The 15578-nt window shown below is 46.1% G+C and carries 2 protein-coding genes (1 of these 2 cut by a window edge); both read left to right on the top strand.

Translation table 11 applies throughout. The features are described from left to right. Nucleotides 1-1867 carry the 3' end of a non-ribosomal peptide synthetase gene (locus tag UJ203_RS06065; RefSeq protein WP_322009121.1) on the top strand. The gene continues 13289 nt to the left of window position 1, outside the view, so only the last 1867 of its 15156 coding nucleotides appear in the window; its start codon lies off the left edge, out of view; its stop codon occupies nt 1865-1867. Continuing rightward, the gene (locus UJ203_RS06060) at nt 1851-15578 is read left to right on the top strand and encodes a type I polyketide synthase (RefSeq protein WP_322009119.1); all 13728 of its coding nucleotides are present in this window, start codon (nt 1851-1853) and stop codon (nt 15576-15578) included. Before UJ203_RS06065 ends, UJ203_RS06060 begins: the two co-directional genes overlap by 17 nt.

The following is a 15578-nucleotide window of genomic DNA, read 5'->3' as shown; positions in this document are numbered from 1 at the left end:
GATGGAGCGGCGGATCCGGCAAGAATCTGGATTGAAAGAAGAAGCTTTGCTTGTATCACAACCCGAAAAAATCGGGAAAACCGCAGAGCCTGCTAAACATGAGCTGCTTTTAGATGAAACGCGGACATGGCTTGTTGCTTTGTTTTCTGAAGAGCTGAGAATCGAACGCGAACACCTGGAAATTGATGATTTATTTCAGGATTATGGTGTAGATTCTATTATTTTGGCACAGCTGCTCCAGCGTATTAATCGAAAGTTAGACGCAGCGCTCGATCCATCTATTCTTTATGAATATCCAACAATTCAGCGCTTTGCTGATTGGCTTGTAGGATCTTATGCCGAATCCTTGACTGCTCTGTTTGGAGAAAAGATAGCGGAAAATGCGGAAGCATCTTCGGCAAATAGAACTGAGACAGTCACACCTCACCCTGCGGAGGATCCAGCTTCTGTCAGCCGAAGACAGGTGCCGGTGTCCTCGTCACCGAGTTCTTATGCAGAGGATGATATCGCCGTTGTCGGATTATCTTGCCGCTTTCCGGGGGCGGATACACTGGAATCATATTGGTCGTTATTATCTGAGGGACGCTCGTCAATCGGACCGGTTCCGGCAGAGCGCTGGGGTTATCAGTCACCGTATTATGCCGGAGTCATTGATCACATCAGCCATTTCGATCCTGATTTCTTCCTGCTCCATGAAGAGGATGTAAAGGCGATGGACCCGCAAGCTTTATTGGTATTGGAAGAATGTTTGAAACTTTGGTATCACGCCGGATATACACCAGATGAAATAAAGGGTGAATCAATCGGTGTCTATCTTGGAGGCAGAAGCCAGCACAAGCCTGATGAAGAGAGTCTTCTTCATGCGAAGAATCCTATCGTGACAGTCGGCCAGAATTATGTAGCGGCAAATATTTCACAATTTTTTGATGTCCGCGGTCCGAGTGTTGTGTTAGATACAGCATGTTCATCAGCTTTAGTCGGCATGAACATGGCTATTCAGGCCTTGCACAGCGGGGATATGAAAGCTGCTGTAGTGGGCGGTGTCAGCTTGCTTGGTTCAGACGCTTCTCACCGGCTGTTTGAGCAGCGCGGCATTTTAAGTAAGCGTTCATCCTTCCATGTGTTTGATGAGCGTGCTGATGGCGTTGTTTTAGGTGAGGGTGTCGGAATGGTTCTGTTAAAAACGGTAAAACAGGCCATACAAGACGGAGATACCATTTATGCTGTGGTCAAAGCGGCCTCGGTCAATAATGACGGAAGAACCGCAGGGCCGGCAACACCTAATTTGGAGGCGCAAAAGGAAGTCATGAAGGCTGCGCTTGCCAAAAGCGGAAAACAGCCAGAGGACATCAGCTATCTTGAAGCAAACGGATCAGGCTCAATGGTAACCGATCTGCTTGAGCTTAAAGCGATTCAATCCGTGTACCGTTCAGGGAACGCGAATCCTCTTTCGCTCGGATCAATCAAGCCGAATATCGGACATCCGCTTTGTGCTGAAGGAATCGCAAGTTTTATCAAGGTTGTTCTGATGATGAAAGAGCGCAGTGTGGTTCCATTTTTATCAGGTGATAAAGAGATGTCACATTTCGATAAGCAGAAAGCGAATCTCACGTTCAGCCGATCGCTGGAAAAATGGACAGAACCGCTGCCTGCTGCGGCCATTAACTGCTTTGCTGATGGGGGGACAAACGCCCATGTCATTTTAGAGGCGTGGGATGAAGATAAAAAACGTGTGATTAAGCGTAGTCCAATATCCCCTCCTGAATTAAAGAAACGGGTGTTTTCGGCTGGCGTGTCAAAGCCGGAAGAGGAGACCTTAAAAATGGACACAGCAAACATATGGGATTCTTATGAAGTGGAGGTCTAACGTGAAAAATATAACGAAGCAACTCACTCTATCGTTAAAAAATCCGTTTATTTATCACCATGTGGTTTACGGACAACATGTTCTTCCGGGTTTGGCTTATATTGATATGATTTACCAGATATTCAGAGAACACGGCTATTCCTTCTCAGAGCTTCAGCTGCGGAACTTATCCATTTACCAGCCGTTGACTGCTAGACAGGATTCGGTAATTATGCTCAATATCGATTGCTCGGAGAAAAATGAAGGGCATTGGCAAATATCAGTTAAAGGCTTCGAAAAACGCCGTGATAAAGAAGCGTCAGATGAAAAGCTCTACATGAAGGCTGATATGCACACCGACGTGCCGGCAGTGTTTGAAGAAACACTGGAGATCAATCACCTCAAAGCAACTCCGGACACGATTGTACAGCTCGATAATGTGTATGAACAGTGCAGACGCCAAGAACTTGTGCATAGCGGATATATGAAAGCGAATGGACATATTTATGAAGAGGAAGACGGTGTGCTCCTTGATCTTTCTCTTGGCTCCGAAGCCATGCTTCATGCAGAAGGCTTTATGTTTCATCCGGCTCTCATTGATGGGAGCGGAGTGGGAGCCAACAATTTGCTTACATCTTTGCTTAAAGGGGAACAGAGGCTGTTTTTGCCTCTGTTCTATGAATCTTTTTCTGCTTCAGCCCTTTTGCAGACGCATTGCATGACAAGAATTAAGCGTTCATCTGTCCGTCAGGAAAAAGAGCTCATTTATGTAACGCTTGAATTTTTTAATGCTTCGGGAGAAAAGGTGGCTGAACTGAAAAACTTCACAAGTAAATTAGTGCGTGAAGCAGAGCTTATTCATGGAGGCCGCAAGGATTTGCCTCAAAACCAGGAGGCGAGAAAAGATACAGCCGAATTTTCACAGGCTGCAGAAGGAATCAAAGAGGTGTCATCGTCAGCCGAGAGTACGGGGACATACGAAGCAGCTGAACAATTCGTCAGCCAATTAATCGCAGACAAAATCAATAAGCCGGTCGAACAGATTGAAAAGCAGGTCGGCTATTATCAAATGGGCCTGAATTCTTCCGGGTTGCTTGAAGTGGTAGAAATCATCAGTGACAAAATTGGTGAGAGCCTTTCACCGACGCTCCTGTTTGAGCATACCACGATTGCGGAGCTGTCAGCGTTTCTTGCCCGGGAGTACGGTGAGCATTTTTCCTCCTCTCATTCTATTGATCAAAATGAACAAAAGCGTGCCGCTTTTCGCGCAATCGATCGCGGTACTGCTGAAAGCCGGAAGAGACGTGTACATGAGGATTCTGCCCGAACTGCATCTCTGAAGGCAGCGGAGGGAGACATTGCGATTATCGGCATGGCGGGCCGGTACCCGAAGGCAAACAATATTCATGACTTTTGGAACAATCTGAAAGAGGGAATGGATTGCATTAGCGAGATTCCCGAGTCGCGCTGGGATTGGAGACGCTTTGAAGGAATCACCTCCCCTTCAGGAAAAAGCATTTCTAAGTGGGGCGGATTTATTGATGATCCTGATTGCTTTGATCCCCGATTTTTCAGAATCACGCCTAGAGAAGCGGAGACAATGGATCCTCAGGAGCGGCTGTTTTTAGAAACATGCTGGGAAACGATTGAGGATGCTGGCTACACGCCGAAGACGTTGGCCACACCTAGAGGACGGAACAAAAGACAGCATGTAGGCGTTTTTGCCGGCGTCATGCACAAGGACTATACATTAGTCGGTGCTGAAGCAGCCTCGAAGGAAAATGTGTTCCCTCTCTCTCTCAACTACGCGCAAATTGCCAACAGAGTGTCCTATTTTTGCAATTTCCACGGGCCGAGTATGGCGGTTGATACGGTATGTTCCTCATCTTTAACTGCCGTACATCTGGCGTTGGAAAGCCTTCGCCACGGAGAGTGCGAGGTCGCATTAGCCGGCGGTGTTAACCTTTCTCTGCATCCGAATAAGTATATGACGTACGGTGTTTGGGATATGTTTTCCACTGACGGGCACTGCCGCACGTTTGGGAAGGATGGGGACGGCTATGTGCCGGCAGAAGGAATTGGTGCGGTCTTATTAAAGCCTTTACGCCAGGCCGAGAAAGATGGAGATCGTATTTATGCAGTAATTAAAGGAAGTGCAGTCAACCATGTAGGAACTGTAAGCGGGATTTCTGTGCCAAGTCCTGTTTCACAAGCTGATCTGATTGAGACGTGCTTGGAGAAAACAGGGATTGACCCGCGGACTGTCAGTTATGTGGAAGCGCACGGAACCGGTACATCTTTAGGAGATCCGATCGAATTACAGGGTCTGGTAAAAGCGTTCCGCCAATATACAGAGGATCGTCAGTTCTGTTCAATCGGTTCTGTCAAGTCAAATATCGGGCATGCGGAATCCGCCGCAGGTATCAGCGGTTTAAGCAAAGTCGCCCTTCAGCTTCACCATCAAACCCTCGTGCCTTCTTTGCATTCAGAAGAGCTGAACCCGTACGTTGACTTTGAAAAGTCGCCATTTTATGTACAGCATAAAACCGAAACTTGGAAGCAGCCTGTTATCAATGAGAATGGTGAGGGAATCATCTATCCGCGCCGGGCAAGCATCAGTTCGTTCGGTGCAACCGGTTCTAATGCCCATATGATTTTAGAAGAATACATTCCTGAAGCAGCGGAGCAGACCGTGTCTGTACCTGACACCACACCGGTGATTATTCCGCTTTCTGCCCGGAATCAAGAACGTCTTCATGTGTATGCGGAACGTCTTCTCGATTTTCTTCATGAGGGTATTGAAATCAGAGATGTGGCTTATACATTGCAGATTGGCCGTGAACCGATGGAAGAGCGGGTTGCTTTTTTGGCAGGCGGGATTCAAGAATTGAGAGGTCAATTAGAAGCATATCTAAAAGGACAGGAAACCATTGAGCATTACTGGAAGGGCCGAATGACAAAAGAAACCGGTGATATATCACTTTCCGGAGAAACAGTACATAAATGGCTGGAACAAGAAAATCTAAACCTGATCGCTGAAAAATGGGCCGGCGGATCTGCGGTTGATTGGAAGCTCTTATACGGGGGAAACAAACCTAAGCGGATCAGCTTGCCGACATACCCTTTCGCAAAAGTGCGGTATTGGGTGCCGGAGAAAGAGACTGACTTGCCAAAACAGAATTTGACCCAAGGCCATGCCATTCATCCTCTCCTGCACGAAAATGTGTCTGACATGTCGGGCGTGCGTTTTCGTTCAGAGTTCACAGGGCGTGAATTTTTCTTAAAGGATCATGTCATTAAAGGTCAGCGCATTTTACCCGGCGCAGCCTTGTTAGAAATGGTTCGGGCGGCTGCAGAAAAGGCGGCTGCGAACCAGATGCATGCAGATATTCGTCTTCAGGATATCGTTTGGATTCGCCCTGTTGCTGTCACAGATCTGCAATCAGACATATACGTTCACCTTTTTCCGGAAGACAATGGTGATATTTTGTTCGAAATCTGCAGGGAGAGTGACAGCGCGGGGGAGGAACCGGTGATATACGGCCAAGGAAGCGTTGTGCTTTGCCAGACTGAAGAAGCTCCTAAACTGAATATTGAAGAGGTGAAAGCAAGCTGCAGTAGACGCATTCTGCCGCCTGATGTATGCTATGACGCTTATGCGGAAATGGGAATTGAGTACGGTGACGGCCACAGAGCGATTGATACTATATATGTCGGGGCAAACGAAGCTCTAGCTAAATTGACGTTGCCGTCTGTCGTTTCACATACCCAAGATCATTATGTTTTGCATCCGAGCATGATTGATGCGGCATTTCAAGCTTCTATCGGTCTGAGGCTTGGAACAGAGGATGCCAGTTTGACAGAAAGACAAGCAATGCTGCCTTTCGCATTGCAGGATATCCAAATTTTCAAAGATTGTGAGACTTCGATGTGGGCCCGCGTGAAATACAGCGAGGACAGTACCGCTGCGGATCGTATTCAGAAGCTTGACATCGATTTGTGTAATGAAGCGGGCCAGGTATGCGTGCGAATGAAAGGTTATTCTGCCAGAACTCTAGAAAACGGGACGGATTTAGCAACTGGCATCCTTTTATTTGAGCATATATGGGAAGAAACAGCTGTTTCAGAGAAAAATGAGTTAATGGAATATCAGAGGCATAAAGTTATTGTTTGTGATATGGCAGAAAGGCAAATCGAAAGAATCCGGAACAAGTTTGACTGTACGGTATTAGAAAAAAGCGGGCAGGCAGTTCATGAACGGTTTAAAGCGTATGCTGTACAGTTATTCGAAGACATTCAACAGCTGCTAAACTCAAAACCTGGCGGGAATGTGCTCATTCAAGTCGCTGTTCCTGCATTGGACGAACCGCAGCTGCTGAACGGCTTAGCGGGACTTCTCAAAACGGCCCAGCTGGAAAACCCAGCATTCTATGGCCAGCTGATTGAATTTGATTCAGGGATATCTGCAACCGATCTGGCTGACAAATTAGCAGAATGCAGGCAATATCCTCATGATAACCATATCCGATATTGGCAAGGAAACCGGTATGTAAGCAAATGGAAAGAGACAGCAGCTGATCAACCGGGCACCGACATGCCATGGAAGGATAAAGGGGTTTATCTGATTACAGGCGGTGCAGGGGGGCTTGGTTTCCTATTTGCAAATGAAATTGCAAACAAAACGCGTGAGGCTGTCATGATTCTCACAGGCAGGTCTTCGCTCAATGAAAGAAAGCAGTCACAGCTTCAGAGGTTACAGAAAATGGGCGCGCGTGTTGTTTATAGACAAACCGATATGACTGAAAAAGAAGCTGTTATGGCTTTAACGAAAGAAATTCAAGAGGAATATGGCGGCTTAAATGGCATCATTCATAGCGCAGGCATTATAAAAGATAATTTCATTATTAAGAAAAAGAAAGATGAGATTCAAGATGTGCTCGCTCCAAAGGTCACCGGCCTGATTCATCTTGACGAAGCAACGAAAGATATCCCGCTCGACTTTTTTATCCTTTTTTCTTCAAATGCCGGGACAGTGGGAAGTGCAGGACAGGCGGATTACGCAATGGCAAATGCTTTTATGAATACATTCAGCGAGTACCGGAATGTCCAAGCAGCAGAGCACAAGCGCTACGGGAAAACCCTTTCCATGAGCTGGCCGCTGTGGAAAGACGGAGGCATGCATGTTGATGCTGAAACCGAAAGGATGCTGACGAGAGATACGGGTATGGTCGCCATGGAAGCAGATGACGGAATTCAGGCATTATACCATGGGTGGGCCTCAGGAAAATCGCAGCTGATGGTGGCTGCAGGCGCGGTAAGTAAAATCCATTCATTTTTGGATCAAACAGGAAATGGGCAATCTCCAAATGGAAAATACAAAAGTGAAATTCAGCATACTGAAAATGCGAGTTCCGTGATGGGAGCCGACGAAGAGATGCTGAGAGAAAAAGCAGAGGATTATTTCAAGAGTGTGCTTTCCTCAGTTACAAAGCTGCCTGTCAGCCAAATTGACGCCGAAGCTCCAATGGAGGATTACGGAATCGATTCAATTATGATCATGCATGTTACCGGACAATTAGAAAAAGTATTCGGTTCATTGTCTAAAACCTTGTTCTTTGAATACCTCAATATTCGGTCATTATCACAGTATTTTACTGAATCACATAGAGAAAAGCTGTTACACATCTTGGGGATTGAATCAGAAACATCTTCTTCAATAGAAGAAAATAGAAAGACAGATTCTGAGACCGAAGAGAAAAAAGAAATTCCGGTTCGCCGCAGAAAGTCCGGATTCGTCCCCATGCAAAGAAATGGGCAAAAGCAGTCTGCTGAAAAAGAAACGGAAGAGATTGCGATTATCGGAATCTCCGGACGCTATCCGCAAGCAGACAACATCCATGAACTGTGGAAAAACTTGAGGGACGGCCACGACTGTATTACCGAGATTCCTGAAGACCGCTGGGACCACAGTCTTTATTACGATAAAGATAAGGACAAACCAGGAAAAACGTACAGCAAGTGGGGAGGCTTTATTAAGGATGTAGATAAGTTTGATCCGCAATTTTTCCATATCTCTCCTCGTGAAGCAAAATTAATGGATCCGCAGGAGCGTTTATTTTTGCAATGTGTTTACGAAACGATGGAGGATGCCGGATATACAAGAGAGCACCTCGGACGTAAACGGGATGCTGAACTTGGCGGAAACGTAGGCGTTTATGTCGGTGTCATGTACGAAGAATATCAGCTGTACGGAGCGCAAGAACAAGCGCGGGGCCGATCTCTGGCTTTACCGGGAAATCCATCCTCTGTAGCAAACCGGGTATCCTATTATTTCGATTTCCATGGACCGAGTATGGCTCTGGATACGATGTGCTCTTCTTCATTGACCGCTATACATTTGGCTTGCCAAAGCTTGCAGCGCGGTGAATGTGAGGCAGCTTTCGCAGGGGGAGTCAATGTTTCAATCCACCCCAATAAATATTTGATGCTTGGACAGAACAAATTTATGTCAAGCAAAGGCAGGTGTGAAAGCTTTGGACAGGGAGGAGACGGCTATGTGCCGGGAGAAGGCGTTGGAGCTGTACTCCTTAAGCCATTGTCCAAAGCGATTGAAGATGGCGATCACATTTATGGAGTCATTAAGGGCACAGCCATTAATCACGGAGGAAAAACAAACGGATATTCAGTTCCTAACCCGAAAGCCCAGGCAGATGTCATTAAAAAGGCGGTTACAGAGGCGCAAATTGACCCGCGGGCTATCAGTTATATCGAAGCGCATGGCACAGGCACTTCACTCGGAGATCCTATTGAAATAACAGGACTGGCTAAAGTGTTCTCAGAACATACGAAAGACAAACAATTTTGTGCCATAGGCTCAGCCAAATCAAATATCGGGCACTGTGAGAGTGCAGCGGGCATTGCGGGATTAACAAAGGTATTGCTTCAAATGAAATACAGACAGCTGGCGCCTTCCCTTCATTCAAAAGTGCTGAATCCGAATATTGACTTTTTTAATTCTCCATTCAAAGTCCAGCAAGAACTTGAAGAATGGAAGAAGCCGATCATTGAAGTAAATGGAAAAGAAATTGAATGTCCGCGAATCGCAGGCCTCTCATCATTTGGCGCCGGAGGGGGCAACGCCCATATTCTAATAGAAGAATATGCTTCGACATCTGAGCCAGAGCATTCTTCAGCGGGACAGGCGGCTGTTATTGTGCTCTCAGCAAAAAATGAAGAGAGACTTCAAAAACGGGCGGAACGATTGCTGGATGCTCTCCGTGATGGGCGTTATTCTGAAGCCGATCTGCCTCGTATCGCATATACGCTTCAGGTCGGACGGGAAGCAATGAATGAGCGTTTGGCGTTTGTGGCTGAAAATATGCAGGAGCTTAAAGAAAAACTGAATGATTTTATCTCTGGAAAAGAACATATTGAACACTTATATCGGGGACAAGTGAAGCGAAATAAAGAAACCATGGCAGTTTTTGCGGTTGATGAAGATATGGCGAAGACAATTGAAGCATGGGTTCGCAAAGGAAAATTCGCAAAGTTTTTAGACCTCTGGGTCAAAGGATTAAATATCGATTGGAACATGCTTTATCAAAATGGTAAGCCGCGCCGTATCAGCTTGCCTGCCTATCCTTTTGCAAGAGACCGTTATTGGATAGAAGAAACTGTGGTGAAGACAGTTGAAAAAAGACCGGTGAAGCCGGCTGTTACATCACAGCCAGTCATCCAAGATCCATTTATTCCGGAAAAAGTAAGCGGTAAGCCTGCCAATATTTCGTTGCAGCCTTTGATGGCAAGCAGTCAGGAAACACAGCAAAGTACATCTGTTCCGCTGCAGCCGGTTAGAAAGCAGCAAACCATAACTGCTGAAGTCTTATGTGATGAACTGACGGCAAGCTTAGCGGACGTGTTATATATGGATCAAATTGAAATCGACCCGGACGAGGCATTTATTGATATCGGCATGGACTCCATTACCGGTCTTGAATGGATAAAATCAATCAATAAGAAATTTGGTACATCGCTTCTTGTGACCAAGGTTTATGATTATCCGACAATCCGTGATTTTGCCGCTTTCTTAAAAGATGAAGTAAGCACACAAGCTGATGGAGAAAATGCAGAAAACCATCCGCAAAAATCAGAGGAGACGTATACACCGATACAACGGGAATCCATCTTATCTAAACCGGATAATATTTCGTTGCCGCCTTTAGGCCATCATGAGCCGGAGCAGCAGAAACCAGTTGAAGACATTCAATATGCAGCTGCGGAAAATTCTGGTTCCAGTCAATATGCTGGAACAATTGAAACACTGAATGATGAATTAAAGGAAAGCATTGCTGAAGTGTTATGCATGGATTCCCAAGAGGTCGATATCGATGACACCTTTATCGATATCGGAATGGACTCCATTACAGGACTAGAATGGATAAAAGTAATCAATAAGCAATATGGCACATCATTTTCAGTTACCAAAGTTTATGATTATCCAACAATTCGTCAGTTTGCAAATATGTTAAAAGCCGAGCTTGTCAATCATAGTAATAGAAGTAATGAAAGAGCGGATGAGCTTTTCCAAGAGAATAAACAGCCTGAAGCACCAGCTAAAGCGAAACCCGCGGAGCGTTCGATTCAGCCTGTTCGGCTGCCAGCGATGAAAGCGCCTGAACAGAAACCAGACCGTTTTCATCAAGGTTACCGAGACGATGCGATAGCCATAGTCGGGATGGCAGGCAGATACCCCGGTGCCAAGGATGTAAGAGAATATTGGGGCAATCTGGTAAATGCAAGAAATGCGATCCGTGACATTCCGAAATCACGGTGGGATGTAGACAAATACTATGACCCGGCACTGAATCAAAAGGGGAAAGTCTACTGCAAATCACTGGGGATGTTGGATGATATTGAACATTTTGATCCGCTGTTTTTTAATATTCCGCCGTCAGAAGCTGAACTGATAGACCCGCAGCATCGAATCTTTTTGCAGGAAGGCTATAAAGCATTCGAGGATGCCGGATATAATGCGCAAACGTTAAGCAATAAAAAGTGCGGTGTTTATCTTGGCATTATGAGCAATGAATACGGAGTGATGCTGAATCGGAATCAGGCAAGAGCAAGCGCCACCGGAAACAGCTTTGCGATAGCGGCAGCGCGTATTCCGTATTATCTCAATTTAAAAGGGCCGGCGATTCCGATCGATACGGCATGCTCATCCTCACTTGTCGGTACACATTTAGCGCGTCAAGCATTAGTAAACAAAGAAATTGATATGGCGCTGGTGGGAGGAGTCACCTTATACCTGACACCGGAATCTTACATCAGTATGTGTGAAGCCGGCATGCTGTCTCCTGATGGACAATGCAAAGCATTTGATAATGGCGCAAATGGTTTTGTTCCCGGAGAAGGGGCAGGAGCGCTCGTTTTGAAACGGCTGAAAGATGCAGAAGCGGATCGTGATCACATCTATGGTGTTATTATCGGTTCGGGCATTAATCAGGACGGGAAAACAAACGGAATTACGGCACCGAGCGTGAAAAGCCAAATGGATCTGGAACGGGATATATATGAGACATATGGCATACATCCTGAAAGCATTAGCTATGTTGAAATGCACGGCACCGGAACAAAACAAGGAGATCCAATAGAATTAGAGGCGCTGTCCACCGTCTTTAAAGAGAAAACAGACAAAAAGCAATTTTGTGCGATCGGTTCAGTGAAAAGCAACATTGGCCATACATCAGCGGCAGCGGGTGTTGCCGGTGTTCAAAAAGTGCTGATGTGCATGAAACATAAAACGCTGGTGCCTACACTGAACTTCTCTGAACCTAATGAGCATTTTCAATTTGAAGAGTCGCCTTTGTATGTAAACACTGAGCTTAAGCATTGGGAAACGGCTGATAGAAAACCGCGGCGGGCCTGTGTGAGTTCTTTTGGATATAGCGGAACGAACGCCCACCTTGTGATTGAAGAATATCAGTCTGATAGGAACAATGATCCATTGCCAGATCGCCATCATTCAAAGTTATTTGTGCTCTCAGCGAAAAAGAGGCAGCAATTGAAGGCTTATGCCCAATCGATGAGAGACTTCGCAGATTCCAATAAAGATATCAATCTGGATGATATGGCATATACCCTTCAGACTGGCCGGGAACCAATGGACTACCGAATGGCATTACTGGCTGATTCGAGAGAAATGCTTATCAAAACGCTTGAAGACTATATTGCAGATATTCCCAATACAGAAATCTATGACGCGCATGTCAAAACGAAGAAAAGTGAAATGTTAGTGTTTGAAACAGATAATGACGCCAAAGCCATGCTGGAAACGTGGATTGAGAAAAAAAGGCTGGAGAAGCTAGCGGAATTATGGGTAAAAGGATTGCGAATAAACTGGAACGAGCTTTATGGCGATCACATGCCTCGCCGAATCAGTCTGCCTGCTTATCCGTTTGCAGAAGAATACTATTGGCTGCCTAATGAAGATGCTGCAGAAAAAGACAGCCGTTCGGCGTTGCCATCTGCTGTACGGCCTACGAAACAGAGCTTGTTACAAAAACAGTGGCAGGATTGCCCAATTACATCAGCAGAACGTATGAGCCAAACGGTTGCCATATTGGCAAACGCAGAAACAAGGTCATTGGCTGAAGAGCTTTCCCTGTATTTCTCGAGCTATCGTATCATTGACAGCCAAGAGCTTGAGCATCTGTCAGACGCCGACTGGGAAAATGTCGGCGGAGCAGTGGATTTGATCGGATGCGGAATGAGCCATGAGCAATCGCTAAACTGGATCAGTTGGCTGCAGAAACTGATTGAGAATGGCCGTAAACACAAGCAAGAATTGACTGTCTTGTGTGTGACGAAGGGGCTCGAGTCTTACGAAAATAAAGATGTTAATCTGTCCGGTGCTTCCCGGGCTGGTCTATACCGAATGCTCCAAAGCGAATACAGTCACCTTACATCAAGACATATGGACACAGACCATGTAACAGCCGAAAAGGAGCTGGCCAGACAGATTGCAGATGAATTTTATGCTGACAGTACAGACACCGAAGTCTGTTATCGAGACGGACGGCGTTATCGCGCATATTTGGAAGAGCGAACAGCAGATGCTGTTAATCAAAAAGAATTATCGTTTCCGTCAGACCAGGTGCTGCTGATTACAGGGGGGACAAGAGGGCTTGGAATGGTGTGTGCGCGTCATTTTGTGCAAACATACGGGGTGAAACGATTGGTTCTCACGGGCCGTGAAGTCATGCCCCCGCGTGAACAGTGGGAGTTTCTTAAAGCGAAAAACACGCCGCTTGCTCAGAAATTGAAAGCCATCCAAGAGTTGGAAGCAATGGGCGCTCAAGTACAAGTACAGTCTCTTCAGCTATCCGATCCGCTTGCTGTCAAACAAAGCATTGAGACGATTCAGCATACGATGGGAGCGATTGGCGGAGTGATTCATTGTGCCGGGGCTGTGAATAAACATAATCCGGCTTTTATAAGAAAATCAGCAGAAGAAATTCAAGCCGTGCTGGAGCCGAAAGTCGGAGGGCTTCAAACCTTATTTGACCTGCTGAAAGATGAGCCGTTGCAATTCTTTGTTTTATTTTCATCTGTATCAGCGACCGTCCCTGTGCTTGCGGCCGGACAAGCTGATTATGCAATGGCGAATGCGTTTATGGATTATTTTGCAGAATCACATAAAGATAAATATCCGATCGTCAGCATTCAGTGGCCAAATTGGAAGGAGACCGGCTTAGGCGAGGTTCGAAGCAAAGCTTTAGAACAGACCGGACTGTTAGGCTTGAATAACGAGGAGGGATTGCAGCTTCTGGATCAGATTCTTTCTGAAAAACAACAAGCTGTTGTCCTGCCCGCGATTTACCATACAGATGTATGGCAGCCGGGTAAGCTCATGCAGCACTCACTGACGGATAAGGCTTTCCGACGTGCTGAGACAAGAGAACAAGACAGCGCTCAAAGCTTGTTCCATGGAACAGTAAAATGGCTTGTGACTATTTTTTCTGACGAGCTGAAGATAGGCGCTGAAGACCTTGAAGCTGATGAGCCTTTTCAAGAATACGGAGTAGATTCGATTATTTTAGCGCAGCTATTACAGCAGATTAATCAAAAGTTAAAAGGAGATATCGATCCATCTATTTTATTTGAATACCCCACAATAGAATCTTTTGCAAAGTGGCTGATTTCTGAATATAAACCTGCCTTACCAGATGCTGTACATCCAGCTGACTCAAAAGAACATGTGCCTGATGCGGCATCATTGCTGCCCGATCAGGGTTCCGCGGCGAAACAGCAAATGCAAAAGGCAAGCGATATAAAACCGGCGCTTCATGCAGAAGACATCGCGATCGTTGGCCTGACATGCCGATTTCCCGGAGCGGAAACGCTGGAGGCATACTGGGATTTAATACGTGACGGTCGATCAGAGATCAAACCTGTGCCGCCTGAACGCTTTGGCAATTCAAGCTCGTATTATGCCGGGGTAATCGAGGACCTGAACCGATTTGATCCTGATTTCTTCCTGATGTCCGATGACGATGTCAGAGCAATGGACCCGCAGGCTTTGGCAATATTGGAAGAAAGTCTGAAGCTGATGTATCACGCCGGGTACACCGAAAAGGAAATGAAAGGCATGCGGGCTGGTGTCTATATAGGAGGACGCAGTCAGCATAAGCCTGATCAATCCAGTCTTTCAAAAGCGAGAAATCCGATTGTGGCTGGAGGACAAAACTATTTAGCCGCTAATATTTCACAATTTTTTGATTTGCGAGGACCGAGTATTGTACTGGATACAGCTTGTTCCTCTGCATTGGTCGGCTTGAATATGGCCATTCAGGCTTTACGAAGCGGAGATATCGAGGCAGCGGTTGTCGGCGGTGTCAGTTTGCTCGATACAGATGCACATCGAATGTTTCAGGAGCGCGGACTTTTAAGTGACAAGCCGTCTTTCCATGTATTTGACAAGCGAGCAGAAGGCGTCGTTTTAGGAGAAGGCGTAGGAATGGTTTTAGTCAAAACGGTCAGCCAAGCACTTGAAGACGGAGATTCCATTTATGCTGTCATTAAAGCCGCAGCTGTAAACAATGACGGAAGAACGGCAGGCCCGTCCGCACCGAATCTTGAGGCGCAAAAGGACGTGATGCTGTCGGCGCTTGAGAAAAGCGGCAAAAAGCCTGAAGAAATCAGTTATCTCGAAGCAAATGGATCTGGTTCAATTGTGACAGACTTGCTTGAGCTTAAGGCGATTCAAGCGATTTACCGCTCCCGCTGCAATGCTCCATTAGGATTGGGGTCGGTTAAACCTAACATCGGCCACCCTTTATGCGCAGAAGGGATAGCAAGCCTGATTAAGGTCGCTTTGATGCTGAAACATAGACAATTGGTTCCGTTCCTGTCAGGTGATGAGAAAATGACGCATTTTAATATTGAGGAAACGGATTTGTATTTTTGTAAAACACAAGCCGAGTGGAAAGAGAAAACGCCGGCTGCAGCGATCAATTGTTTTGCCGATGGAGGAACGAATGCCCACTTGATTATAGAAGCTTGGGATGACTCGGCTGATCGTCCGATCAGAAGAAAGCCTTTGCCGCTGCCTGCACTGCATCGGCGGCCCGTTTTACCAGAGAATCGAGCCCTATCAGCTCAAACTGAGCGGGGACAAGGGTTTTCAGACAAGGGTGCTCCTAAAGAAATGTTTTGGAAAACTTTCAAATAA

The organism is Bacillus sp. V26 (genome assembly GCF_034296245.1).
Taxonomy (GTDB): Bacteria; Bacillota; Bacilli; order Bacillales; family Bacillaceae; genus Bacillus; species Bacillus halotolerans.
The sequence above is the reverse complement of the archived record's forward strand: the minus strand, read 5'-3'. Positions and strand labels throughout refer to the sequence as shown.